The sequence below is a fragment of the Romboutsia sp. genome (genome assembly GCF_035470145.1).
Lineage (GTDB): Bacteria > Bacillota > Clostridia > Peptostreptococcales > Peptostreptococcaceae > Romboutsia_D.
This window is the reverse complement of record NZ_DATIRC010000245.1, coordinates 23,279-48,946: the sequence shown is the minus strand read 5'-3', so window position 1 is coordinate 48,946 and position 25,668 is coordinate 23,279. Positions and strand designations below refer to the sequence as shown.

25 protein-coding genes and 1 other annotated feature are annotated in these 25,668 nt (G+C 28.8%); of the genes, 3 read left to right on the top strand and 22 right to left on the bottom strand.

Features of this window, described 5'->3' with window-relative positions; genetic code table 11:
• Positions 1–414 precede the first annotated feature (414 nt).
• The 6 genes from VLM92_RS10645 to nadD form a co-directional block, all read right to left on the bottom strand.
• The gene (locus VLM92_RS10645) at positions 415–795 is read right to left on the bottom strand and encodes a RidA family protein (protein WP_325276322.1); all 381 of its coding nucleotides are present in this window, start codon (positions 793–795) and stop codon (positions 415–417) included.
• 196 nt (positions 796–991) lie between these two features.
• Positions 992–2,209 (bottom strand): threonine ammonia-lyase, encoded by a 1,218-nt coding sequence (gene ilvA / locus VLM92_RS10640; RefSeq protein WP_325276321.1) that lies wholly within the window; start codon positions 2,207–2,209, stop codon positions 992–994.
• A 454-nt stretch (positions 2,210–2,663) separates the two neighbouring features.
• On the bottom strand, positions 2,664–5,084 hold the full coding sequence (leuS, locus tag VLM92_RS10635) for a leucine--tRNA ligase (RefSeq protein ID WP_325276320.1): 2,421 nt from the start codon (positions 5,082–5,084) through the stop codon (positions 2,664–2,666).
• Between the two features lie 206 nt (positions 5,085–5,290).
• Positions 5,291–5,486 (bottom strand) — a binding site (T-box leader).
• 33 nt (positions 5,487–5,519) lie between these two features.
• Positions 5,520–5,870, bottom strand: coding sequence for a ribosome silencing factor (gene rsfS / locus VLM92_RS10630; RefSeq protein WP_325276319.1), 351 nt, complete (start codon positions 5,868–5,870; stop codon positions 5,520–5,522).
• Between the two features lie 100 nt (positions 5,871–5,970).
• The gene (gene yqeK, locus VLM92_RS10625; RefSeq protein ID WP_325276318.1) at positions 5,971–6,543 is read right to left on the bottom strand and encodes a bis(5'-nucleosyl)-tetraphosphatase (symmetrical) YqeK; all 573 of its coding nucleotides are present in this window, start codon (positions 6,541–6,543) and stop codon (positions 5,971–5,973) included.
• Positions 6,544–7,233, bottom strand: coding sequence for a nicotinate-nucleotide adenylyltransferase (gene nadD / locus VLM92_RS10620; protein WP_325276317.1), 690 nt, complete (start codon positions 7,231–7,233; stop codon positions 6,544–6,546).
• Between the two features lie 119 nt (positions 7,234–7,352).
• Between nadD and recX the strand changes: the two genes are divergently transcribed.
• A complete protein-coding gene (recX, locus tag VLM92_RS10615; protein WP_325276316.1) occupies positions 7,353–7,991 on the top strand; it encodes a recombination regulator RecX in 639 nt (212 codons plus the stop codon).
• Between the two features lie 248 nt (positions 7,992–8,239).
• On the opposite strand, the gene VLM92_RS10610 is transcribed toward recX, so the two are convergent.
• A complete protein-coding gene (locus VLM92_RS10610) occupies positions 8,240–8,590 on the bottom strand; it encodes a hypothetical protein (RefSeq protein ID WP_325276315.1) in 351 nt (116 codons plus the stop codon).
• A 221-nt stretch (positions 8,591–8,811) separates the two neighbouring features.
• Positions 8,812–10,776, bottom strand: a complete 1,965-nt coding sequence (locus VLM92_RS10605; RefSeq protein ID WP_325276314.1) for a bifunctional metallophosphatase/5'-nucleotidase — start codon at positions 10,774–10,776, stop codon at positions 8,812–8,814.
• A 279-nt stretch (positions 10,777–11,055) separates the two neighbouring features.
• Here VLM92_RS10605 and VLM92_RS10600 point away from each other — a divergent pair, with 279 nt between their 5' ends.
• A complete protein-coding gene (locus VLM92_RS10600; RefSeq protein WP_325276313.1) occupies positions 11,056–11,973 on the top strand; it encodes a ribonuclease Z in 918 nt (305 codons plus the stop codon).
• A gap of 170 nt (positions 11,974–12,143) precedes the next feature.
• On the opposite strand, the gene VLM92_RS10595 is transcribed toward VLM92_RS10600, so the two are convergent.
• The 9 genes from VLM92_RS10595 to VLM92_RS10555 all read right to left on the bottom strand — a co-directional run bounded on the left by VLM92_RS10595 (position 12,144) and on the right by VLM92_RS10555 (position 20,567).
• The gene (locus tag VLM92_RS10595; protein WP_325276312.1) at positions 12,144–13,478 is read right to left on the bottom strand and encodes a CoA-disulfide reductase; all 1,335 of its coding nucleotides are present in this window, start codon (positions 13,476–13,478) and stop codon (positions 12,144–12,146) included.
• A gap of 206 nt (positions 13,479–13,684) precedes the next feature.
• Positions 13,685–14,056 carry a YhbY family RNA-binding protein gene (locus VLM92_RS10590; RefSeq protein WP_325276311.1) on the bottom strand — a complete coding sequence of 124 codons (372 nt, stop codon included), beginning with the start codon at positions 14,054–14,056 and terminating at the stop codon, positions 13,685–13,687.
• 18 nt (positions 14,057–14,074) lie between these two features.
• Entirely contained in the window at positions 14,075–15,352 is a 1,278-nt protein-coding gene (gene obgE / locus VLM92_RS10585) for a GTPase ObgE (protein ID WP_325276310.1), read from the bottom strand.
• 117 nt (positions 15,353–15,469) lie between these two features.
• Positions 15,470–15,760 carry a 50S ribosomal protein L27 gene (rpmA, locus tag VLM92_RS10580; RefSeq protein ID WP_325276309.1) on the bottom strand — a complete coding sequence of 97 codons (291 nt, stop codon included), beginning with the start codon at positions 15,758–15,760 and terminating at the stop codon, positions 15,470–15,472.
• Positions 15,761–15,773: 13 nt separating this feature from the next.
• The gene (locus VLM92_RS10575; protein ID WP_325276308.1) at positions 15,774–16,091 is read right to left on the bottom strand and encodes a ribosomal-processing cysteine protease Prp; all 318 of its coding nucleotides are present in this window, start codon (positions 16,089–16,091) and stop codon (positions 15,774–15,776) included.
• 15 nt (positions 16,092–16,106) lie between these two features.
• The gene (rplU, locus tag VLM92_RS10570) at positions 16,107–16,418 is read right to left on the bottom strand and encodes a 50S ribosomal protein L21 (protein WP_325276307.1); all 312 of its coding nucleotides are present in this window, start codon (positions 16,416–16,418) and stop codon (positions 16,107–16,109) included.
• 116 nt (positions 16,419–16,534) lie between these two features.
• Positions 16,535–17,938 (bottom strand): Rne/Rng family ribonuclease, encoded by a 1,404-nt coding sequence (locus tag VLM92_RS10565; RefSeq protein ID WP_325276306.1) that lies wholly within the window; start codon positions 17,936–17,938, stop codon positions 16,535–16,537.
• A gap of 83 nt (positions 17,939–18,021) precedes the next feature.
• Positions 18,022–18,720 (bottom strand): TIGR03936 family radical SAM-associated protein, encoded by a 699-nt coding sequence (locus VLM92_RS10560; protein ID WP_325276305.1) that lies wholly within the window; start codon positions 18,718–18,720, stop codon positions 18,022–18,024.
• A 2-nt stretch (positions 18,721–18,722) separates the two neighbouring features.
• Positions 18,723–20,567 (bottom strand): TIGR03960 family B12-binding radical SAM protein, encoded by a 1,845-nt coding sequence (locus VLM92_RS10555; protein ID WP_325276304.1) that lies wholly within the window; start codon positions 20,565–20,567, stop codon positions 18,723–18,725.
• A 363-nt stretch (positions 20,568–20,930) separates the two neighbouring features.
• On the opposite strand from VLM92_RS10555, the gene VLM92_RS10550 reads away from it, so the two are divergent.
• Positions 20,931–22,124, top strand: coding sequence for an FprA family A-type flavoprotein (locus tag VLM92_RS10550; RefSeq protein ID WP_325276303.1), 1,194 nt, complete (start codon positions 20,931–20,933; stop codon positions 22,122–22,124).
• 76 nt (positions 22,125–22,200) lie between these two features.
• Here the strand turns inward: VLM92_RS10550 and mgsA are convergent, their stop codons facing one another.
• From mgsA to VLM92_RS10525, 5 genes are all read right to left on the bottom strand, one after another.
• Complete coding sequence (mgsA, locus tag VLM92_RS10545; protein WP_325276302.1) at positions 22,201–22,614, bottom strand: methylglyoxal synthase; 414 nt, start codon at positions 22,612–22,614, stop codon at positions 22,201–22,203.
• Between the two features lie 16 nt (positions 22,615–22,630).
• Entirely contained in the window at positions 22,631–23,749 is a 1,119-nt protein-coding gene (gene rodA / locus VLM92_RS10540) for a rod shape-determining protein RodA (protein ID WP_325276301.1), read from the bottom strand.
• 90 nt (positions 23,750–23,839) lie between these two features.
• Positions 23,840–24,124, bottom strand: a complete 285-nt coding sequence (gene minE / locus VLM92_RS10535; protein WP_325276300.1) for a cell division topological specificity factor MinE — start codon at positions 24,122–24,124, stop codon at positions 23,840–23,842.
• 17 nt (positions 24,125–24,141) lie between these two features.
• Entirely contained in the window at positions 24,142–24,939 is a 798-nt protein-coding gene (minD, locus tag VLM92_RS10530; RefSeq protein ID WP_325276299.1) for a septum site-determining protein MinD, read from the bottom strand.
• Between the two features lie 28 nt (positions 24,940–24,967).
• The gene (locus VLM92_RS10525; protein ID WP_325276298.1) at positions 24,968–25,648 is read right to left on the bottom strand and encodes a septum site-determining protein MinC; all 681 of its coding nucleotides are present in this window, start codon (positions 25,646–25,648) and stop codon (positions 24,968–24,970) included.
• Positions 25,649–25,668: the final 20 nt, after the last annotated feature.

Below are 25,668 nucleotides of genomic sequence, written 5' to 3'. Positions count from 1 at the left end.
CATATTCGCAAATATGTGGATCAAAAACAGGTCCATTGCCAAGCTTAGTGATTACATTTATAACTTACCTACAAATCAGATTAGTTATAAATTCTTAGTATATAAAATATTTATCTTTTAGATAACTTCTATAAATATTATTTATCTAAAGTTAATATATATACATATTTTATTTATATCCTTAAAACTATATATAAACTAAATATTATAAAATATTTTTTTACAATATCTAAATATTTTCTAGTGAAAAATTAAGCTTATCTTACTTAAATTATAAATAAAAATTAATAATATCTTCATTATATGAAGTTTTTTTAAAACTATAATTCAAAAGGAAATTTATTCCAATTATTGATTTAATTGTAAAATGACCAGTTACTTAGCTGGTCATTTTTTAATTATTCTTAAAAAGAATTATCCTATAGCTATTACTTCTATTTCAACTTTAACGTCTTTTGGTAATCTAGCAACTTCTACACAAGCTCTAGCTGGCTTGTTTTCTCCGAAGTATTCTGCATAAACTTCGTTTATAGCTGCAAATTCATTCATATCTTTTATGAATACTGTAGATTTTACTACATGTGAAAAATCTAATCCAGCTTGTGTTAATATAGCTTTAACATTCTTTAAAGATTGAGCAGTTTGAGCTTTAACATCTCCTTCAACTATTTCCATAGTTTCTGGTACAAATGGAACTTGTCCAGATACGAATAACATATTTCCAGCTTTAACAGCTTGAGAGTATGGTCCTATTGCTTTAGGAGCGTTATCTGTGTGTATTACTTGATGTTTCATTTTGTAATTCCTCCCTGTAAATATAATTTTTTATGTATATCGTATTCATTTTCAAATACTATTATACTATTTTATAAGTCATTGTGCACATATTTTTTTAAAATGCAGGCTAAAAATATAATCTTTTTTTCATTTTATCTTTAGCCTGCATTTAATTTCAAGTTTTTTGTCTTTTTTTGTATGTTTGTAAATTAATTTACATTTCTACTATTTCAAATCCTGCATTTTTAACAGATTGTTTTATAGTTTCTATATGTTCTGTAGTGAATGTTTCTAACACTATTTCAGCAGATTGCTTTCCTAACGCTCCACCCATTGCTAATCTTGATATGTTAGCACTTAATATATTTCCATTATTTTCACTTATTATTTTAGTTAATTCAGCAAGTCCACCTGGCTTATCTTGTATTACCGTATTAAATGAATATCTTCTTCCTTCTTTAGCCAAAGCAGTTCCTATTACTCTGTATAATGTGTTAACATCAACATTCCCACCAGATATTATGCAAACTACATTTTCCCCTTCTTGAGGTACATATTTCTTATTTAATAACGCCGCTGTAGTTACTGCTCCAGAACCTTCTGCTACAACTTTTTGATTTTCCATTAAGAATAACATACCTTGTGCAATTTCTGATTCTTCTACAACTACAACTTCATCAACTAATTCTTTTATTATTTCAAACGTCATATCTCCAGGCGTCTTAACAGCTATACCATCTGCTATTGTAGTGTCTTTAAATGCAGTTGTTACCTTTCCATTCTTAACTGATTCTTGCATTGAAGGTATATTTGCAGTTTGAACTCCTACTATTTTTACATTAGGGTTTAAAGCTTTAGCTGCTACTGCTACACCAGCTATTATTCCCCCTCCACCGATTGGACATAATATAGTATCAATTTCATTATTTAATTGTTCAAATATTTCAAGAGCTATAGTTCCTTGTCCTGCTATAACTTCTTTATCATTGAATGGATGTAAGAAAGTAGCTCCAGTTTCTTTTTGTATTTCAACAGCTTTTGCATAAGCATCATCATATACTAATCCATTTAGTACTACTTCTGCTCCATATCCTTTAGTTGCAGTAACCTTTGCAAGTGGTGCAGTAGCTGGCATTACTATTGTAGCTTTTATTCCACTCATTTTTGCTCCTAATGCAACCCCTTGTGCATGATTTCCAGCACTTGATGCTATAACACCGTTTGCCTTTTCTTCAGCAGTTAAACAAGCTATTTTATTACAAGCTCCTCTTACTTTGAAAGAACCAGTTTTTTGTAAGTTTTCACATTTATAGAAAACATTTGCCCCTGTTATATCACTAAGTTTAACACTTTCTAACACATCTGTCTTTTTTACTATATCTTTTATAGTTTCTCTAGCATTTTTTATGTCTTGTAAAGTAACTTTTGTCATTGTATTTATCTCCCTTATATAATAAATTTAATTATTTCATTTCTAACAATTCTTATTTTATACTTTTTTTTTACAAAAATCAACAGGAAATCGCTATTTCATAATCTTTTTATTTTTCTAAATAAATTCTATAATTAGTAAAATTTGTTTAATTTATTAAATATTTTTTTATTATATTTTATTTTTTAAGATTATATATCATTTTTCCCTTATCTTATATATTTTTATACACTATTAAGTCTAATTTATAATTTTAATATATTCTTATATTATTTTAATATACATTTTATTTTTTAAAATTTGTACTATTTTTTCATATTTTGTAAATTTTCTTAGAGTATCATGTAAATTATTCATATTTAAAAAGTCTATTAACTCATATTGAAAAGGGAGATAGCCTAGGCTATCTCCCTTTTCAATAATTCTAAAAATATAAATCATTTATAATTTTTACTTACTTAACAACTATATTAACTAATTTTTTAGGAACTGCAACTACTTTAACTACAGTTTTTCCTTCAACTAGTGCTTTTATCTTATTATCTTCCATTGCTATCTTTTCCATTTCTTCTCTTGAAATATTTGTAGCAACACTTAATTTTCCTCTAACTTTTCCATTTACTTGAACCACTATTTCAACTTCATCTTTAACTAATGCAGTTTCATCGTATTTTGGCCAAGATATATCAAATATACTGCCTTCTTTACCTATCATAGTCCATAACTCTTCACCAATATGAGGGGCAAATGGTGCAAGTATAGTTATTATAGTTTCTATACCTTCTTTTATAACCGCTTCATTTCTATTATCTAACTCTTTGTACTTATACATTTCATTTATTAATTCCATTAATGCAGATATAGCAGTATTAAATCCAAACTTTTCACTTAAGTCTTCTGTAACTTTCTTAAGAGTTGCATGTATAGTATATCTCATAGCCTTATCGTCTTTAGTTACGTCTCCCATTTCTATGTTAGATTTAGCTACGTCAACTAATTCATCTACTAATCTATAAACTCTATTTAAGAATCTAAAACATCCTTCAACACCTTGTTCCGACCAATCTAAGTCTCTTTCTGGTGGTGCTGCAAATAATACGAATAATCTAGCAGTATCTGCTCCATATTCATCTATTATTTCAAGAGGAGATACAACATTTCCTTTAGATTTACTCATTTTAGCACCTTCTTTAAGTACCATACCTTGAGTAAGTAAGTTTTTGAATGGTTCATTAAAGTCTATCATTCCCATTTCATTAAATGCCTTAACAAAGAATCTAGCATAAAGTAAGTGCATTATAGCGTGTTCTACTCCACCTATATACTGGTCTACTGGCATCCACTTATTAGCTACGTCTTTTCCAAATGGCTCAGTAGTATTTTTAGGATCTATATATCTTAAGAAATACCAAGAAGAATCAACAAATGTATCCATTGTATCAACTTCTCTTCTAGCCGACTTACCACAACAAGGACATTCAGTTGTCATGAATTCCTTAGAAGTAGTAAGTGGAGATTCTCCTTTTCCAGTGAACTCTATATCAGTTGGTAACAATACTGGTAGATTTTCTTGCTTTTCTGGAACTACACCACATTCTTCACAATAAACTACAGGTATAGGACATCCCCAGTATCTTTGTCTAGAAAGTAACCAGTCTCTTAATCTATAGTTGATAGTTTTCTTTCCTCTGCCCATTTCTTCTATCTTTCCAACTATTGATTCAAATCCTTCAGAAGCATCTAATCCATCAAACTCTCCTGAATTTACCATTTTATTGTCTTCATCTATAACTTCAACTATATTTAAATCGTACTTAGTAGCGAATTCATTATCTCGTTCATCATGAGCTGGTACTGCCATAACTGCACCAGTACCATAGTCAGCAAGTACATAGTTTGCTATCCATAAAGGTACTTTGTTTCCGTTTAATGGATTTATAACATATTTTCCTATAAACATACCTTCTTTTTCAGTATCTGTAGAAGTTCTTTCAATTTCAGTCATAGTATACATTTTAGCAACAAAAGCGTCTACTGCTTCTTCATATTCTGTTCCAGCTACTAATTCTTTAACTAATTCATGCTCTGGAGCAAGTACCATATAAGTAACTCCATATGTAGTGTCTGGTCTAGTTGTAAATACTGTTACAGATTTATCACTTCCATCTATATCGAAAGTTATTTCTGCTCCAGTACTCTTTCCTATCCAGTTTCTTTGCATTGTTTTAACCTTGTCTGGCCATCCATCTAAAGTATCTAAGTCATTTAATAGTTCTTCTGCAAAATGAGTCGTTTTAAAATACCATTGTTCTAAGTCTTTCTTAACAACTACTGAGTCACATCTTTCACATTCACCTTGTACCACTTGCTCATTAGCAAGAACTGTTTCACAAGAAGGGCACCAGTTAACAAAAGATTTCTTCTTATATGCTAATCCATGTTCTAAGAATTTTAAAAATATTTCTTGAGTAAACTTATAGTATTCTGGAGTTGAAGTTGCAACTTCTCTATCCCAATCATAGCTAAGTCCTAATAACTTTAATTGACCCTTCATATCTTCTATGTTTTCCATAGTCCACTTATGCGGATGTATTCCATGCTTTATAGCTGCATTTTCAGCTGGAAGACCAAATGAATCCCATCCCATTGGATGAAGAACATTAAATCCTTCCATTTTCTTAAATCTAGCTATAACATCACCTATAGAATAATTTCTAACATGTCCCATATGTATTTTCCCTGATGGATAAGGTAACATTTCTAGTGTGTAGTAACTTGGCTTTGATGAATCCTCTGTATTTGTCTTATACTGTTCATTTTCTACCCAAGTTTTTTGCCATTTAGCTTCAACTTCATTTGGTTTATAAACGCTCATTCAAATTTCCTCCTTATATAATTAGTTATTTTAATAAAAAATTTACTTCGCTCATGCCGCCAATGACCTATAAACCAGGTTCGCTGCTTAAGCAACATGTTGGCGAACTATTTCAAGCTTAGCAGTTAGTATTAAAACTTATCCACAAACCAAATAAGTTATAATACCTTAGAATATAAAAAAATCCTCAATCACTAAACATAATGTTTAGGGACGAGGATTATCTTCGCGGTACCACCCTAATTAGCCTATTTCTAGACTCTCTTAGATAGTTTTTATGCCAACTACGGCTAAATAGATATTACCTAGCAAGTTCAAAGGTATATTTTACTAGTTTTCACCACCACTAGTTCTCTGAAAAAATATATTCTTTTACTACTCTAGTCTATTTAATATTTTTAAATTTTCTAACTATAATAATTTATATTATCATCTTTATGATAGCGTGTCAACATCAATATATGGAGCATCTTTCCATAACTTTTCTAAGTTATAGAATCCTCTATTTTCTTCATTAAATACATGAACCATAACATCACCATAATCAAGAAGTACCCAAACTTGAGAATCATATCCTTCTTTTCCTCTTGGCTCTATTCCAAGTTTAGTTAATTCATCTTCTACGTTATCAGCTATAGCTTTTACTTGTCTTTGAGAAGAAGCTGTAGCTATAACAAAGTAATCACATAAACTTGAAACCGCACCTATGTTTATTATAGATATATCTTGTCCTAATTTATCATCTATTGCATCGTATATAACTTTTGTCATTTGTTCTACTGTCATATTATTTCCTCACTTTCCTAATTTTAAACACATTTAAATATTATACCATAAATATATATTTATACACCATGGTATTTTATTTTTTAATATTATTATTACCTTATAATGATTTTTCTTGCATAAGATAATTTCTAGCTTCTACAGTTCTTGGATGTATCAGTTGTCCATTATGAATAACAAATTTTATCGTATTATTAAAAGATGTTAATAAAGCTTCATCTAAATTGCCACTATAAGTTAATTCTCTCAATAAATTTACACTTGGAAAATCTCTATCTTCTTCTATCAAATCTGCTATATAAATTATTTTTTCTAATAAATTCATATTTTGTTTACCTGTAGTATGGTATTTAACTGCATTAATTATATCTTCATCATCTATGTTTAATTCATATTTTGCAATGTATGAACCTATTACACTATGCGACAATGCTAAATTTCCTTTTTCTAATTCATCTAATTCAATTTTATATTTATTTACATAGTACTCTACTTCTTCATTACTTAAATACTTTGCACAATCGTGTACAATTCCTGCTAAATATGCTTTCTCTTTACTATAATTATAAATTTCACTCAGCTTCATAGCACAATTTGCTACGTTTAATGAGTGTTTAAATCTTCTTTCTGGTAACATTTCTTTTACTCTATTATTAATATTCTCTAAATTCATTTATTCATCTCCATCTTTATATAATCCATTATTATATATATACTTTTCAACATCTTCAGGAACTAAATACCTTACAGATTTATTTTCTTTTAATTGGTCTCTTATATATGTAGATGAAATATCTAATGAAGGAACATAAACACTTATAATATTTGCACTATATTTTTTTATTAAGTTTTCGATTTTTTCTTGAGCTCTTAGTAAACTTATTCCTGGCCTAGTAGCAGCTATAAATGTTGCTAGTTTAAAATTTTCACTTACATCTTTCCACGTTTCAATTTCACATATAGCGTCTGCACCCGTTATAAAATGTATATCTATATTTTTATATGCTTGTTTAAGATATCTTAGTGTATCTATTGTATATGTTTTTTCGTTTCTTTTTATTTCTAAATCTAAAACTAAAAAATCATCATTATTCATAGTTGCAATAGTCACCATTTTGTATCTATCATATTTATTAGTTATGTTACTTTGTTTATGTGGTGGATTTCCTGATGGTATAAAAATAATTTTATCTAGTTTATATTTATCCTTAATAAACTCAGCAGTAGCTAAATGTGCATAATGTATAGGATCAAAAGTTCCTCCCATTATGCCTATTTTGATTTTTTTATTGGTTTTTTTAAAATATTCTAATTTAACAGTATTTTTTATCTCTGCTTCCTTAATCAGATTGTCAATACTCATTTTTCTTCTCCTTTATAGCAATTATATTATTATTGTATCATTATTTTCATAATATTAAAGGTTATAAATTATTTTTTGGTATATACTTATAGTTATACACAACATAAAGGAGATTTTTCATGGCTATAATTACTAAAATCGAAGTACAAAAGAAAAATAGTGACAGAGTTAACATTTATGTAAATGATGAATTTTTCATTGCTATATTTACTGAGTTAGTATATGCATTTAATCTAAAAAAGGGTATGACTATAGAAGAGGAAAATTTAAAACATATTTTAAAAGAGGAAATGTACACCAAAGCAAAAAATAAAGCTTTGAATATTTTATCTAAAGCTGACCAATCAGAGAAAAAGATACGAGAAAAATTATCTTCGGACTTTGAAGAAGATACAATAGATACTGTCATAGAATTTCTTAAGAAAAATAAATTTATTGATGATGATTTACTAGCTCAGAAAATAGTCAATACTAATATTAATTTAAATAAATGTGGTAAAAATAGAATTAAACAAAATCTATATAATAAAGGTATTGATAAACAATCTATTAATGAAGCTATTGCTGATATAGATAATGATGTTGAATTTGAAAATGCTTTATATTTAGCAAAAAAAAGATACGATAGAGTAAAAAATGAAGATAAAAGAAAAATATATCAAAAAATTTCTCAACATCTTGCTTATAAAGGATTTAATTACGATATTATAAAAAGAGTATTAAATAAGCTTTTAAATATAGATGAGTATAATGTATAATATGCATATTATTACTAAATAGGAGGCTTTATTTTGGGTGAAATTAAAAGATTAATTATAGGTGCAGTTAGTTTAGCGATAGGATTATACAATGTTATTCAACTATATAAACAAGATATCATAAAGTAAATTTTAAGAGATTATTAAACAATAATCTCTTTTTTACTCTAATATATTCTTTAACACCTAATCCTATAACTATAATATGATTTTAATTAAGGGAACTAAACACGATAAGATTTTTATTTTCATCTATCCAAAATTTTTGTTACTATATAATCTGCCATTTCCGATACTATAAGTATGTAAAATAAGGGTTTATTTTTTATAAAGGTTATAATGTATAATACGATACTACATATAACTGAAAATATAGCTAACTTGATTAGTTCACTATTATTATTTTCGAAAATGTATTCTATTAATTTCTCTATATTTATAGATTTTGCAATCATAGCTAGCACTATAAGTCTATCAATTATAAATAATACCCAAAACTCAAGCTTAAAGTGATTAAATAGTACTGTATATGTAGGTATAGCAAAAACTTCTTTCCATAATATAATTTTAATTATATTTTCTTTAACTTTAATATCCATCTTTTATCCTCTTATCTATTCGCTAATTTAATTATCTTATATTATTTTATACTTTGAAATTTTTTTATTCAATTAAATTAACCGCCGAAAATATAAACTATATATCATCTAATTTAGAAAATCATAAATAAATACTATTATTACATAAAACACCAAAATACTATTTTTTAGGAAATTCAAAATAGAGGTAACTTTATATTTTCTCCCTTTCTCCTGTATTATTAATTTTTATTAAAATTGTATAATCCTATACTTGAAGATACTAATCCAAATAGTAATACAGCTAATTCTACATCCCCTGTTTGGGGTGGTTTTATTGAATTTTCATTTCCACTGTCTGGTTTATTATCATCAGACTTACTTATATCTTTATCTGGTTTTATATTTTCGAGTTCTTTTAATTTTTCTTCTGCTTTAATTAGTTTTTCTAAGTTAGTTACTAATTCTTTTTCTTTTTCTGTAAGTCTTTCATAAGCATCTACAATCTCTGCTACTTGAGGTTTATCTTTTATAGTTATTTCTTCTGGTAGCTTATCTATCATTTCTATAACAGCATTTACTGAATCTTGGTTTGGCATAGCTTCAATAGTTATTCTTCCTTCTTTTTCATATGAAACTATTCCTAATTTTGTTATGAACCTTTCAAGAGATTCTTCTAATCCTCCAAATTCATTTATAATAGGTACATCATCAAAACAAGGGAAGTCATCTCCTCCTTCTGATAGAAAATAATTGGTTGCTACTACATATTTTTTATTCATATCTAACGGTTTATCATCTTTTATTATACTAACTATTCTTGATCCTGCACTTTGCTCAGGATCAAATGAATATGATATTCCTGCTACATGTGGAAATCCTCCACTGGGGGCTGGATAGTCTTTTATACCATGTTCTAATACTTGCTTTATTTGCGACCCTGTAAGAGTCTTTGTTACTGTTATATTACTCAAAGGAAGAACATCTATTATATCTCCTTTTGTTATATCTCCTTTAGGTATAGTCTTTCTTATATTCCCACCAGCATTTATAGCTATATCAGCATTTGTTTCATATAATATTGCATCGTTTATTAAATTACCCAAGTTAGTTTCACCAGTTCTTACATTTTGGCTATCTCCATCTAATATCGTAGTAGTTTTCCCTACTACTTTGGATAACATTAGCTTTTGAGCTTCCTTTATCTCATTAATCTTTGCATCAATAATTTCATCTGATTCATATGATAATGCTTCTTCTTTGCCGATTAACCTTGCACTTTTGTTTACTATAGTTTTTTCATTATTATCTATAGTTATTTTTACTTCCCCTATATTATTAAGGTATTCTCCGGCACTAACTATTAATGTATTGCCTACTATTTTTCCTTCATCTAATACAGTATGACTATTGCCATCTATTATTACATCTATGCCTTCAACTTGTTTTGCTATATCTATAGTTGTTGGGTTGATCGATTCATCCATACCAATATGAGAAAGTGCTATTATAACGTCTGCACCTTGACCTTTTAAAGATTTTACTTGCTTTTTAGAACTTTCTATAGGATTTTCAAAGTCTAATCCTATAACATTCTTAGGATTAGTTTTATATGTAGTCTCTGGAGTTGATAGGCCAAAAATTCCTACTTTAACTCCATTTATATATTTTATATCATTTTCTTTTAATATATTGCTCCCTTGTTTTGATATATTTGATGCTATTATTTCAAAACCATTATCTTTGCTTGCTATAGATGCTAATTCTAATAACCTTTCATATCCATAATTAAAGTCATGATTTCCAGGAACCATATAATCATATCCTGCAAATTTCATCAAAGTAACCGCATCCATACCTTTGTTTAAGTTAACGAATGGTAGTCCATGTAAGTTATCTCCTGCATCTACTAACATCGAATTTGGTACATTTTTTTTTAAAGTAGCTATATTTCCTATTTGAATTTTATTGCCCTCTTGCACATATCTACCATGTATATCATTTGTATGAAATATTGTTATTTCCGTTTTATCACTTTCATCTTTTGTATTTTCATTGTTATCTTCTTCTTTTTCTATTTTAGAGTCAACTATTATTGGTTGTGCCGATTCTCCATTAGTAGCTTCTTGTGCATAAATAGTAAATATCTGTGTTATAATCACTATTGTAATCATCAATGACACTAAATATCTTCTGCTTTTTTTCATTAAAATTCTCCCTGTAAATATTTTTTCTTAGTAAATACATTTAAAATTATAACATATTCTATTTATTTATAGTTTTAATTCTTATAACGTTGATTTTTTATAAAAAATCATTTATTTTCTATTCTTGTTAAGCCTCTATGTCTTTTCATATTTACTTATTTATTTTAATCAATTTTATTTTCATTATTTAATAGTACGCTATATTAAATGATACAATAATAATAAATATATTTCAAAATACAAATACTATATTAACTACTAAAATATAAGGAGAATTTTATGATAGATTTAGTTTTACTTGGATCTGGTGGTAATATGCCAATGCCTAATAGATTTTTATCTTCTTTATTTATAAATTATAGAGGTAGAAAAATACTTATAGATTGCGGTGAAGGAACTCAAATTTCTATGAAAATGAAAAATTGTGGTTTTAAAAATATAGACTTAATATGTATAACTCACCTTCATGGGGATCATTTTAATGGACTTATTGGACTTTTATCCACTATTGCAAATAGTTCTAGAACTGAAGATTTAACTATAATAGGTCCATATGGAATAAAAGAACATATGAATGCCGTTAGAGTATTAGTTGAATACTTGCCATACAATATAAATGTCATTGAAAATCCTCATGGATCCTTCTCTTTGTGCCATGAGTATTTAAAAGATATAGAGATTTCAACTATTGAGCTAGAACATTCAACAGAATGCTTAGGCTACAGCTTATATTTTAAAAGATGCCCGAAGTTTAATAAAGATAAAGCTACTTTAAATAATGTGCCTACTATTTTATGGCAAAAACTTCAATCAGGAAAAAGTATTACAATGGATGGATTTGAATACAAACCAGAGATGGTTTTAGGAGATGATAGAAAAGGTATTAAAATTAGTTTCGTAACAGATACTAGGCCTATATTTTCAATACCTGAATTTATAAAAGATAGTGATTTATTTGTTTGCGAGGCTATGTATGGTGATGATATGGATATTTCTAAGGCTGTTAAAAATAATCATATGACTTTTAGAGAAGCTGCAAATTTAGCAAGATTAGGTAATGTTAAAAAACTACTTTTAACTCACTTTAGTCCTTCTCTTGAAGATCCGTATAAGTATATAGACAATGCTACTACTATTTTTCAAAACACAATAATTGGATATGATCAGTTAGAACTTAATTTAAATTTTAAAGATTAACTTAATAAACGATTAATTTCATTATGTAATAGAGCCAAGTATTGTTCTATACTAAACTTTTTTAAATTTTCTATGACACTCAATTGTATGAGTGTCATAGAAACTATACTCTTTTAAATATTTTGTAAGAATTACATTTTAGCATAGTTGATTATAATAAGTTTTGTTTATTATTTACATACATTTCCTGCTACATTTAATATATCCCACGTTCTAGCAAATGGTGGTGCATAACATAAATCTAACATACCTAATTGACTAGTTGTTAACTTTCCAAATATAGCTGTAGCTATTACGTTAGTTCTTTGAACTGCATCTTTAAATCCAGCCACTTGTCCCCCTAATATTACCTTTGTATTTGTATCATAAACAATCTTTACATATATCTTATCTCTACCAGGATAGTAGTTAGTTTGGTTAAAATCAGATATAAATTTAACTTTAAAATCTAGTCCTAGTTTTTGAGCTTGACCTTCTGTAAGACCAGTTGAACCAGCTTCCATGTTCATAACCTTTAAACAACTCGAACCTAATGAACCTTGGAATGTACTGTTAGTTCCTGCTAAGTTTTCCCCAACTATTCTTCCTAATTTATTAGCTCCCGTTGCTAATGGTACATAAGTATCTTTACCACTAACTATATTTTTTATAGTTGCACAGTCTCCTGCTGCGTATATATCTTCTATAGAAGTTCTACCAAACTCATCAACTACTATTGCACCATTTGGTAACATTTCTATACCACTATCTTTCAAGAATGCTGTAGCTGGTCTAACTCCAGTAGCTATTATAACTACATCTGCATCAATTTCTCCTTTATTAGTTATAACTTTTTCTACCTTAGTTTCTCCAACTAATTCAGAAACAAGTTCTTCTAACCTTAAGTCTACATCATGTCTTATTATTTCGTCTTCTAAAATATCTGTTATCTCTTTATCAAAAACTTGTTCTAGTATTCTATCACTTGCTTGGAATACAGTTACATTTTTCCCTAATTGCTTAGCTGCTTCCACTGCTTCTAACCCTATAAACCCAGCACCTATTATAATTATATTCTTGTTTTCTTCTTTATTTAATAATTCTTTTATCTTTATTCCATCTGCCATACTCTTTAATGTAGAAACATTTTGTAATTGAACGTTTTTTATAGGAGGTATTATGCTACTTGCTCCCGTTGCTATCATTAATTTATCATAAAAATCTTCAAACTCTACTCCAGTTTCTATATTTTTAACTGTAACCTTTTTATTAATTACATCAACATTAACAACCTCATGAAATATATTTAAATCAATTCCAGTTTCTCTAAATTCTTCTGGACTTCTTGCTATCATATTATTTGCATCATCAAAGAAACCACCAACAAAATATGGTAATCCACATGCTCCAAATGATACTACCTCAGTTTTTTCATAAACCACAACTTCATACTCTGGTTGCATTCTTTTTAATTTTGCGGCTGCACTCATACCCGCCGCAACTGCCCCTACTATTATAACTCTCATCTTTAATCCTCCTAAAATAGTCACACTCATATATTAAGTTTATGTTTTCATTAATATTATATATACCCATTTCTAATTATCCTATTAACATATTTTTTATATGAAAATTCACATCATAATACATTTCATTACAATTTTTGTAATTTCATTTAATTATTTTAAGTAAAAAATAAAAAGCATCTGTAAAAACAGATGCTTTATTTGAACTATCTTCTTGATGCTCTTTTTGTTGGTTTCCCTTTTTTAGTAACATCTTCAGCTTTAACCTTAGCCTTAGCTTGTTCATGTCCTGGGAACACTATTTTAGGCTCTTCTAAATTCTTTTTATATACAGTAAACTTAAATCCTATAGCCTGAACAAATTCAGCTCTTAAAGCTTCACATACTGCATTTGCAGTTTCTTTAGTGTCAAGTCCTGCATTTTCTAGTATTGTTACTTTAACTATTTCTCTAGTTCTTAACATATCATCAAGTTGCTCTAAGAAACTTTCTGTTACACCTTCTTTACCTATTTGAGTAACAGGCTTTAAAGTATTTGCTATTGATCTTAAGTATGCTCTTTGTTTTCCTTTTAACATATTTCCACCTCTTTTATTCTAGTTGTAGAATTCGAATTCTAATTCGTAAATTCTAACAGTGTCTCCATCTTCAATTCCCATTTCTCTAAGTCTGTCAAATACACCTTGACCTTCCATAGCTTTTTGGAAGAATTGAAGTGATTCCATATCGTCAAAGTTAACAGAGTACATAATTCTTCTAAGTGCTTTACCTTTAACAACATATACTCCATCTTCTATTTCTATCGTTAATGCTTCGTCTTCTTGTACATCTAATTCTGGTTTATACATTTCTTCTTCTGTAACTAACTCTATATCTTCAACTTCATTTAATAATTGAGAGACATATGCTATTACATCATCTATGCCTTGACGAGTAGCTGCAGACATTTTAAATACTTTATAACCTCTACCTTCTAACTCGTTTTTAAATTCTTCAAATATACTTTCATCTTCTAATATATCTATCTTATTAGCTACTACTACTTGTGGTCTTGAAGATAATTTTTCATTATACATTTTAAGTTCATCATTTATTTTATCAAAATCTTCTAACGCATCTCTACCTTCTAGTCCAGATATATCTACTATATGTATTAATACTTTAGTTCTTTCAACATGTCTTAAGAAATCATGACCTAATCCTACACCTTCAGCAGCACCTTCTATAAGACCTGGTATATCAGCTAATACAAAACTATCTCCAAACTTCGTTTGAACGACCCCTAAATTAGGAGTTAAAGTTGTAAAGTGATAATTAGCTATCTTTGGCTTAGCTTTAGTAACAACTGATAAGAATGTAGATTTACCTACATTAGGGAATCCTAAAAGACCTACATCTGCTATCATCTTAAGCTCTAAAGTTATCCATCTTTCTTGTCCATCCGTACCTGATTTTGCGAAAGCTGGAGCTTGCCTTACTGCGTTTGCGAAGTGTTGGTTTCCTTTTCCACCCCTACCTCCTCTTGCAATTACCGCTCTATCGCCTTCTTCTTTTAAGTCAGCTAAAATAAGACCTGTCGCTTCATCTCTTATTATTGTTCCTGCAGGAACTTTAAGAGTTAAATCATCTCCATTTTTACCTGCTCTTTTTCCTTTTGTTCCGTCTCCACCTGGTTCTGCTAAATATTTTCTTTGGTATTTAAAATCCATTAATGTTCTAAGACCTAAATCAACTTCAAATATAACACTAGCACCATTTCCTCCGTCTCCACCATCTGGACCACCGGCTGGAACGTACTTTTCTTTTCTAAATCCTACTGCACCATTCCCACCATTTCCGGCTTTAACGAAAATCCTTGCTTTATCTATAAACACATTAATCACCTACTTGATTATAACTTTTTTATTTATTTTTACCAAAACAAACATATATAATTCTATAAATATCTATTTACAAGAAAAAGGAGTGTATTAACACTCCTTTTTGGCATATTACTCAGCTATTGATACTGGATATACACTTACTTTCTTTCTTTTCTTATCTTTTCTTTCGAATTTAACAGCACCGTCAACTAATGCAAATAAAGTGTCATCGCCACCTTTACCTACGTTAGTTCCTGGATGTATCTTAGTACCTCTTTGTCTTACTATTATACTACCAGCAGTTACTACTTGTCCGTCGAATCTCTTAACACCTAATCTCTTAGCTATAGAATCTCTACCGTTTTTAGAAGATCCTACCCCTTTCTTAGATGCAAGTAACTGTAAGTTCATGTTTAACATATGGAGTCACCCCCTACTTTTTTAAGATTTTTATATTTTTGGGATATTCCCGTTTAATTCCTTCAATAGATAATTGAAAATGGTTTAATAATAGCTGAGAATCTTTTAAGTAATCATCTTTGACAATACACTCTATATGACCTTCTTTTCCTATTACTTTATCAAATTCAACCTTCACTAATTTGTCTAAAGAATTTATAACTGCAATAGCATTAGATGTAACTGCAGAACATACTATATCATAACCTATTTCAGCGAAATCAGCATGACCCTTTAAACAAAATCCTTTTAGTGAAAAGTCATCATCATAATAATATTTAACTTTTATCATTACTTAAACCAACAATTAAGCGTTTATCTTTTCGATAACTATCTTAGTGTATGGTTGACGATGTCCTTGCTTTCTTCTGTAGTCTTTCTTAGCTTTATACTTGAAAACTACTATTTTCTTAGCTTTACCTTGTTCAACAACTTTTGCTTGAACAGAAGCACCTTCAACAACAGGAGCTCCAACTACTAACTCTCCATCTTTAGTGCAAGCTAATACTTCGTTTAAAGTAACAACATCACCTGCGTTAGCTTCTAACTTTTCAACGAATAATACATCACCTTCAGCAACTTTATATTGCTTTCCACCTGTTTTAACTATAGCGTACATTAAATACACCTCCTCGGTCTTAAACTCGCCATGTAGGTACTTCCCCTAGGAAGTTTCAACCTCTTCTGTGCGGCATTACAGTTATTAATATTACTACTTTGTTGTCGATTTGTCAACTAAGTATTATAAATTATATTTATTTTTTCGTAATTTAATTTACTGCTATTCTCTAACATTATTATTATATCATATTTTCTGCTAATTTTTTCAATTATGTCCATAAATTTTTTATTTATTACATTATATAAATTATCATTTAATTGAATAGTAATATCATTGTATGATGTATGTTGACTAATCCTAATAACTTCTTTTTCTATAGTATCTATTAAATAATTAACTGATTTTGTATAAGCCTTACCTTCGCATTCAATACATTCATCTAAGTAATACTTATCTATAGAATCTTTTTCCCTTCTTCTTGCTACTTCTACTAGCCCTAACCTAGTCATACCTAAAACTTCAGATTTTCTTTTATCTTTTTGCAATTCTTCTTCTAGTGTTTTTAAAAGTACTTCCTTATGTTTACCTTTATGCATATCTATAAAGTCTATTATAACTATTCCACCAATATCTCTAAGCTTTAATTGCTTTGCAATTTCTACTGCTGCTTCTATATTGGTTTGATACACTGTTTCTCCTAGCTTTAAACTTCCTGTAAACTTTCCTGTGTTAACATCTACAACTGTAAGAGCTTCTGTTTTTTCTATTATTAAATATCCTCCACTTTTTAGCCATACCTTTTTATTTAAACATTTTTCTATTTGATTATTAACTCTATATAAATCAAACACATCTTTATCTTCTTCTAATGCTAGTTTTTCTACATATTCTTTGTTTATAGATTTTAATATGCTTTTTAATTCTTCATATTTCACACTATCGTTAGTTATTATTTTTTCTACATATTCATTTACATTATCTTTTACATATTTAGTTGCAACGTCTAAACCTTTATATAAAAGTTTAGGGCCCATCCCTAATTTATATTCTTTCAAAATATTTTCATATTGTTTCTTTAATTCTTCTATATCCGCTTCTAATTCTTCTTTACTACACCCTACGGCTTCTGTTCTTATGATTAACCCTAAATTTTCTTTATTTATAGATTTAGCAATTTTCTTTAATCTAAATCTTTCTTTTTCTTCAGTGATTTTATTTGATATAGTTGTCCTGTCATTTGACGGTATATAAACTAAATACCTTCCAGCTAGACTTATTTCAAGATTCAACTTAGCCCCTTTAGTTCCTACCTCTTCTTTATTTATCTGTACTAAAATTTCTTGTCCAGACTTTATAATATTGTCTTTTTTTAATTGAAGATATGCTAATTTTTCAGAACCAACATCTACAAAGCAAGCATCTATTCCAGGAAGTACTTTTTTTACTATGCCTCTATATATGTTAGATACTTTTTTTTCTTTTTTATTATCTTCTATAAATATTTCACTTAATTTATCGTCTTCAAGTATAGCAGTCTTCTGAGATGCTACTAGTGATTCTATTATTATTTTTTTCATAAATTTGCTCCTTGCATAAACAATATATATCTAAATAAAATATCTTACTATATAAAAAAAGGTGGTTTTACCCACCTTTTTATCTACATAGGAGATACTAATCGTCCATCTTCTACTACATATAAATCTCTTCTTAATATATCTACATCTAATGGGTCTATTTCCAATTCTAACATTTCTAATATTTTAGGAATAAACACAGAATTGTTTAAGTTTGCTTTAGATCCTGTAGCAATCATAGCTTCTAAAGTTATAATCTTGTCACTTAAGTCTAATACATCAAACTGTTTTATCATTGGTCTTATATTAGATTCTACTATTTTTCCTTTTTTATTTTTCTTAGTTATCATTATTTCTTCTTGACTCATAAATTCTAATATTTTAGATTTTATAAACTCTTTACTTAAAATCTTTTCAAGTTCTATAGTAAATATATATTCTCCATATTCTATAGTTGATGCTAACGATGGAGTTTGCTTAGTTATTTCCATAGCTTTTATGAATTCTATACCTTTTGGTAATTGTTCATTCATTCTACTTAAGTATTCTTCTACACTTAAATCATCTTCTATTTCAACGTCTACATACTCTCCTTGACTTTCCGTCCCTAAAGCTAAGGCATTTCCATAACTTATCTTCGGGTGAGGGTTAAACCCTTGAGAATGAACCAACTCTATCTCAGCTCTTCTAAATGCTCTTTGTAACAATTGTTGTAAATCAAGATGTGATATGTATATCATATCTCCTTCTTTATTGAACTTAGTTCTTATTATTTTACTCATAATTAACACATCCCCCTTCCGATATCATGCGCATTTATACCACATGCATTACACTTATGTCTACAGTCAGGAGTAATTACATCTTGTCTTGCTTTTTCGTTTTCTCTAACTAAGAATTTCTTAGTTACTCCTACATCTATATGATCCCAAGGGAATACTTCTTCATATTCTCTTTCTCTATTTGCATAGAATTCTATAGAAAGGTTATTTTTTTCCATAGCTTCTTTCCATGTATCTAAATTAAAGTGTTCAGACCATCCATCGAATTTTGCTCCTGCTTTAAATGCATCATATATAGCTTTACCAATTCTTCTATCTCCTCTAGCTACTACGGCTTCCATTAAGCTAGTCTTAGAATCATGATAATTGTACTTTATATTATTATTTTTAAGTTTCCTAACTAAATGTCTTTGTTTTTCTATAACTGTTTCTGTACTATCTTGGCCATGCCATTGGAATGGTGTAAATGGCTTTGGTACAAATGTAGATGTACTTACTGTAACCCCAAAGCTTCTCTTTAATTTCCCACCATGAACTTGTCTATAGGTATCTATAACATCATAAGCAAGTTTAGCTATACCATCTAAGTCATCATATGTTTCTGTCGGAAGACCTATCATGAAGTATAATTTAACACTATTCCAGCCCATTTCAAATGCTTTTCTTGTTGCATTTTCTAAGTCTTCTTCACTTACACCTTTGTTTATAACATCTCTTAATCTTTGAGTTCCTGCTTCTGGAGCAAAAGTAAGTCCTGATTTTCTCACTTGTTGAATTTTTTCTGCTATTTCCATAGAGAAGTTATCAAGTCTTAGTGATGGAAGTGATATTCCTATGTTTCTAGAGGCATATTCATTTACTAAATAATCTGTAAGTTCTTCTAATTGGCTATAATCACTTGTACTTAAAGATGATAATGATATTTCATCATACCCTGTATTTTTAACCATGTTTGCTAATACTTCTTTAAGTCTTTCTACACTTTTTTCTCTTATCGGTCTATATATCATACCAGCTTGACAGAATCTACATCCTCTTGTACATCCTCTGAATAACTCTAAAACTATTCTATTATGCACAGTATCAATAAATGGTACTATTAGTTTTTCAGGATATGATACTGTTTCCATATCTTTTATTATTCTCTTATGAGGATTAGCTGGTATTCCTTCTCTATTTGGAAGTACTGATTTTATTGTATTATCTTCATTATATTCAACATCATAGAAACTTGGTATATAAACACCTTCTATTGAAGATATGTTATATAAGAAATCTTCTCTAGTAGTTTTATTTTTCTTCCATTCTTTATAAGCATTTACAACTTCTAAGTTTACTTCTTCACCTTCTCCTAATATTACTATATCAACAAAATCAGCTAGAGGCTCAGCATTGTATGCACAAGGTCCACCAACTAATATGAATGGATCTTCTAACTTTCGTTCTTCTCTTAGTAGCGGTATATTAGCTAAATCTAATATATTTAATATATTAGTATAAGAAAGTTCATATTGAAGCGTAAATGTTACAAAGTCAAAATTAGTTATTGGTTGTCTTGACTCTAATGCAAATAAAGGTATATTTTTTTCTCTCATTATATTTTCCATATCAACCGCTGGAGAATATACTCTTTCACAAAATACGTCTTCATCTTTATTTATTACATCATATAATATATGACTTCCTAAGTGACTCATCCCAACTTCATATAAATCCGGGAAACATTGAGCATATCTTATTAGGCTTTCATTTGATGTATCTTTATGTACTGAGTTAATCTCGTTTCCAAGATACCTAGCAGGCTTTTCAACCTTCTTTAAAATTCTTTTTAAGTCTACCTTGTTCATGTATCTTAAAACCTCCAATAAGTTTATTATTTTCTAGACATAGATATTATTATACACGATATGATATTATGTATCAAAATATTATTAACTATTTAAATATAGTTTTTCCAATTTGTTTCCTTATTATAGTAAATAATATTAAATTTTATTTTAAAAGCTACCGTGAAAAGTAGATTTTAAAATTTATGTTTTTATTTATACTGTAACAATCTATTTTAAAGTTATATTTCTAACATTTTTTTATTAAAAGTGTGTTATATTATATTTATAATCATAGTTTTTATCCTACATTAAATTATTTTGTTTGAGTACATACTATGTGGGTATAATCTTAATATAATGTTATTTTTAGGAGGATTTATAATGAGTAATGTATTTGAAATAAAGAAAGATATTTATTTTACAGGTGTTGTAGACAAAGATTTAAAAGTATTTGATATAATAATGGAAACAGAGTTTGGAACTACTTATAACTGTTATATAATAAAAGATGAAAAGACAGTTTTGTTTGATACTGTAAAACCAAACTTTAAAGAAGACTTTTTGAAAAATGTATCAGAAGTTACTGATATAGCTGATATAGATTATGTTGTAATTCATCATACGGAACCTGATCATGCTGGTAGCTTAAAGTATCTTTTAGATTTAAATCCTAATATAGAAGTTTTCTGTACGAATGCAGCCAAGATGTACTTAAGTGAACAGATAAATAAACCATTTAAGTGTCATGTTATAAAAGATGGCGAAACTTTAAATATAGGCAAAAGAAATATTAAATTTATAACTGCTCCATTCTTACACTGGGCAGATACAATGTTTACTTATATTGAGGAAGATAAGACTTTATTTACTTGTGATGCTTTCGGATGTCATTTTGCTAATATTGATGCTGATGCTGTAGAAAATGAAGATTACTTAAAATCAACTAAACACTACTATGATTGTATAGTGAAGCCTTTTGCTAAGCATGTGTTAAATGCTATAAATAAGGTGGTTGACTTAAAGATAGATTTCGATACAATTTTAACTTCTCACGGTCCAATACTTACTAAAGATCCTATGGCAGCCGTTAAAAGATATTTAGATTGGTCAACGGAAGTTATAAATACTACTAACCAAAATCAAGTGGCTATATTCTACTTATCCGCTTATACTAATACACTAGAAATGGGTAAAAAAATAGAAGAAGGACTAGTTTCTGAAGGAGCTAAAGTTACTTTATATGATTTAGAAACTATGAATTTAAAAGAAATGCATGATGCTGTCGTAATGTCAAAAGTTATATTATTAGGATCTCCAACTATAAACAGAACTATGGTTAAACCTATGTGGGACTTATTTTCTACAATAGATCCTATGGCTAATCAAGGTAAATTTGCAGGAGTGTTCGGTTCATATGGTTGGAGTGGAGAAGGTATAACTATGGCTGAAAATTTATTAAAATCAATGTCATTTAAAATGCCTGTTGAGACAATTAAGAAGAAATTTTTTCCAAGTCAAGATACTTTAAATGAATGTTTTAATTTCGGTGTTGAATACGGTAAGTTAATTAAATAATATGATAGTTTCCCTTACTATAAAAATAGAGTATTATGTTTTTTAACATAATACTCTATTTTTTTAATTTTATAATTTAAGTTCTTTGACTTTCAGTTTTTCTAACTTCTCTCCAAGAAAGTTCTCCTCTATCTAACGCCTTTACAAATATCTCCGCTGAAGCTAAATTGGTAGCTACAGGAACATGATAAACATCACATAATCTAATTAATGCTTGTATATCTGGTTCATGAGCTTGAGATGTAAGTGGGTCTCTTAAAAAAATTACTAAATCTATATCTTGAGATACTATCAATGAACCAATTTGTTGGTCACCTCCAAGCGGACCTGATGCGAGTCTATTTATTTTCAAATCAGTTGCATCCATAATCTTTTTGCCTGTAGTTCCAGTTGCATATATTCCATATTTTTTTAATATAGCTTCATATCCTATACAAAAGCCAATCATTGTGTTCTTCATTTCATCATGTGCTATTAATGCAATATTCATATGTCCTCCAAATTTATTAAAAGTTTATTTTCTTTCTTCTCATACATACATTTAAAACTAATCCTAAATTTGCTAAAGATGTTAGCAATGAACTACCTCCATAACTTATAAATGGTAGTGTTACACCAGTTACAGGAATTAACGCCATCGTCATACCTATATTTTGGATAATTTGGTAAGCAAACATACTCATAACTCCAATTACAATAAGTGTACCATAAAAATCTTTTGCTTCCCGAGATATTACAATCATTCTAGTTAAAAATAGAGCATACAAACTTATTACAATTATCATTCCTATAGCTCCTAACTCTTCTCCTATAACTGCAAATATAAAATCACTTTCTTGAACTGGTAAAAAACCTTCTTGATTTTGAGTTCCATTATATAGACCTTTTCCAGTTACGCCTCCTGAACCTATGGCAATCATAGACTGCATTACTTGATAATTACCTTTTAATGTAGGATCTTCTGGATTTAAAAAAGCTTCTATTCTATCTTTTTGATGAGGTGCCATAACCAGATATATAAGAGGTAATGATACTAGTATAACTACTACTCCTCTTTTTATTAACTTTATATCTAGCCCAGCTGTAAATAACATACCTACTATTATACAGCTGAATACTATAGCTGTGCCTAAATCTGGTTGAGCAAATAATAAACCTAAAAAAGGAACCGCATATACAATCACAGGTACTATTTCCTTTATAGTATTTAACTTGCCTTTTCTATATTCTACTATTTTCGCATAACTTAATATAAATGTTAATTTAACTAGCTCCGAGGTTTGAAAATCTAGTGGCCCTAAATTTAGCCATGATCTAGCTCCTCCTCTTTCCGCTCCAATTCCTGGAATTAAAATTATAGCTAATAATATCAAACTAATTATATATAATGCTTTGTAATGTTTTCCTAAAAAATTATAGTCAAACAAAAGTATTCCTAATATCATAACCATTCCTAATCCAAAAGCTAAACTTTGTTTATATATTTGTCCATAGTTCCCTGTATCTTGTACATGGGTAGCACTACTTAATACTACCAATCCAAAACAAAATATAGCAAGGACTGTAATTATAAGTTTCCAATCTAATCGCTTTATTAATTTAATGGTAGATTTATATTCTATCATGAGCTCACCATCTTCCTAACTTTATGAATATAAAATCATTTTCTTTATTAATGAAAATAAAGGGGGATTTTATTCCCCCTTAAAATATATTTATATACTTCTACCTCTTATATGTTTTAGCGGTATATTCGCAACTAACGCAGATACTGGCATATCATCTTCATTCCCTCTTGCCTTAGACATTTTAATTTCAAGACCTTCTTCTTCTATTTCTGCATAATTTGCTATGACTTTAAGAATATCTGTTTTTATCATATCTAAAAGTTGTGGAGAACAATCCACCCTATCATGCACTAAAACTAATTTTAATCTTTCTTTTGCAACAGATTTACTAGCCTTAGGTTCGTTAGAAAAAACTTTAAATAAATCTAACACGGATATATCCCCCCTTACTACTTGGCCATACCAAACATTTTCTTAATTTTACTAAAGATATTATTATCAGTTTCTACTTCTATTAAAGGTACATCATTACCTAATATTCTTTGAGCAATATTTTTGTATGATTGTCCTGCACTAGACTTGGAATCTAAAATTGCTGGCTCTCCCTTATTTGTAGATACTATTATACTTTCATCATCAGGAACTAATCCTAATAATTTTATTGCTAAAATTTCTATGATATCTTGTTTATCCATCATATCTCCACGTCTTATCATATCTTGTCTTATTCGGTTTATAACTAGTTGAATATCTTTAATTTCATGTGCTTCTAATAAACCTATAATTCTATCTGCATCTCTTACAGCAGATACTTCTGGATTTGTTACTACTATCGCTCTATTTGCTCCAGCTATAGCATTCTTAAATCCTTGTTCAATACCTGCTGGACAATCTATTAGTACATAATCAAATGTTTCTCTAAGTTTGTCACATAACTCAGACATTTGATCTACTGACACTGCATTTTTGTCTCTTGTCTGAGCAGCTGGTAGTAAATATAGATTATCAAATCTTTTATCTTTTATTAATGCTTGTTTTAATCTGCATGTTCCCTCAACAACATCTACAATATCATAAACAATCCTATTCTCAAGACCCATAACTACATCTAAGTTTCTAAGTCCGATATCTGCATCTACTATAACTGTTTTCTTGTTTTCCAAGCTTAGAGCAGTTCCTAAGTTTGCTGCGGTAGTAGTTTTTCCAACTCCACCTTTACCAGATGTTATAACTATAACTTCGCTCATATTACTACCCCCTATGGATTTATCCTTATTATTTTATTATTTTTGGTAAATAACTTTCTATCACTATTGTACCATCACTTACCAAGGCTATCTCTGGGCTAACTAGTTTTTCTTCTTCATAATTTTCATCATCTGGAGCTTCTGCTATATTTTCTGCTATTTGCAATACTTTTGCATTAAGATTATTAGCAACAACATATGCATTTTCATTACCTATTGATCCTGCATGTATAAATCCTTTTACACTTCCCATTACAATAACATTCCCATTAGCTACAATCCTTGCACCAGGATCTACATTTCCCATAACAACTACATTTGAAGTGGAGCTTACTTGTGAACCTGATTTCATATCTGCCATTACAATTATATCACCATCAAATTCAATATTTTCTCCTGATCTAAGATTATTAACATATTTAGTTTGAAAATTACAATCTTCTTTCCTTTCATACGCTTCAACAAACTCTACATCAAACCTGGATAAAATATCGTCTTTTATCTCTATAATTTGTATATCACTTAAACAATCACAATTAATTGCACAAATTTTAGCACCATTAAAAAAACCTACAGATGATTCTAGCCTATCTACTATACCTTGCTTTATCTCATCAAAAGACGCAACTCTTTTAATATTTACTATTATCCCTCTTTTACTACCTTTGAACTCAACTAGTTCTTTGACATCAAAATCTTTCAAAGACATAACAACCTCCAGAGTGATAT

Excerpts from the sequence above, each read along its gene's own strand:
- VLM92_RS10645 (WP_325276322.1), bottom strand. The coding sequence starts at position 795 with ATGAAACATCAAGTAATACACACAGATAACGCTCCTAAAGCAATAGGA.
- ilvA (WP_325276321.1), bottom strand. The coding sequence starts at position 2,209 with ATGACAAAAGTTACTTTACAAGACATAAAAAATGCTAGAGAAACTATA.
- leuS (WP_325276320.1), bottom strand. The coding sequence starts at position 5,084 with ATGAGCGTTTATAAACCAAATGAAGTTGAAGCTAAATGGCAAAAAACT.
- rsfS (WP_325276319.1), bottom strand. The coding sequence starts at position 5,870 with ATGACAGTAGAACAAATGACAAAAGTTATATACGATGCAATAGATGAT.
- yqeK (WP_325276318.1), bottom strand. The coding sequence starts at position 6,543 with ATGAATTTAGAGAATATTAATAATAGAGTAAAAGAAATGTTACCAGAA.
- nadD (WP_325276317.1), bottom strand. The coding sequence starts at position 7,233 with ATGAGTATTGACAATCTGATTAAGGAAGCAGAGATAAAAAATACTGTT.
- recX (WP_325276316.1), top strand. The coding sequence starts at position 7,353 with ATGGCTATAATTACTAAAATCGAAGTACAAAAGAAAAATAGTGACAGA.
- VLM92_RS10610 (WP_325276315.1), bottom strand. The coding sequence starts at position 8,590 with ATGGATATTAAAGTTAAAGAAAATATAATTAAAATTATATTATGGAAA.
- VLM92_RS10605 (WP_325276314.1), bottom strand. The coding sequence starts at position 10,776 with ATGAAAAAAAGCAGAAGATATTTAGTGTCATTGATGATTACAATAGTG.
- VLM92_RS10600 (WP_325276313.1), top strand. The coding sequence starts at position 11,056 with ATGATAGATTTAGTTTTACTTGGATCTGGTGGTAATATGCCAATGCCT.
- VLM92_RS10595 (WP_325276312.1), bottom strand. The coding sequence starts at position 13,478 with ATGAGAGTTATAATAGTAGGGGCAGTTGCGGCGGGTATGAGTGCAGCC.
- VLM92_RS10590 (WP_325276311.1), bottom strand. The coding sequence starts at position 14,056 with ATGTTAAAAGGAAAACAAAGAGCATACTTAAGATCAATAGCAAATACT.
- rpmA (WP_325276309.1), bottom strand. The coding sequence starts at position 15,760 with ATGTTAAACATGAACTTACAGTTACTTGCATCTAAGAAAGGGGTAGGA.
- VLM92_RS10575 (WP_325276308.1), bottom strand. The coding sequence starts at position 16,091 with ATGATAAAAGTTAAATATTATTATGATGATGACTTTTCACTAAAAGGA.
- rplU (WP_325276307.1), bottom strand. The coding sequence starts at position 16,418 with ATGTACGCTATAGTTAAAACAGGTGGAAAGCAATATAAAGTTGCTGAA.
- VLM92_RS10565 (WP_325276306.1), bottom strand. The coding sequence starts at position 17,938 with ATGAAAAAAATAATAATAGAATCACTAGTAGCATCTCAGAAGACTGCT.
- VLM92_RS10560 (WP_325276305.1), bottom strand. The coding sequence starts at position 18,720 with ATGAGTAAAATAATAAGAACTAAGTTCAATAAAGAAGGAGATATGATA.
- VLM92_RS10555 (WP_325276304.1), bottom strand. The coding sequence starts at position 20,567 with ATGAACAAGGTAGACTTAAAAAGAATTTTAAAGAAGGTTGAAAAGCCT.
- VLM92_RS10550 (WP_325276303.1), top strand. The coding sequence starts at position 20,931 with ATGAGTAATGTATTTGAAATAAAGAAAGATATTTATTTTACAGGTGTT.
- mgsA (WP_325276302.1), bottom strand. The coding sequence starts at position 22,614 with ATGAATATTGCATTAATAGCACATGATGAAATGAAGAACACAATGATT.
- rodA (WP_325276301.1), bottom strand. The coding sequence starts at position 23,749 with ATGATAGAATATAAATCTACCATTAAATTAATAAAGCGATTAGATTGG.
- minD (WP_325276299.1), bottom strand. The coding sequence starts at position 24,939 with ATGAGCGAAGTTATAGTTATAACATCTGGTAAAGGTGGAGTTGGAAAA.
- VLM92_RS10525 (WP_325276298.1), bottom strand. The coding sequence starts at position 25,648 with ATGTCTTTGAAAGATTTTGATGTCAAAGAACTAGTTGAGTTCAAAGGT.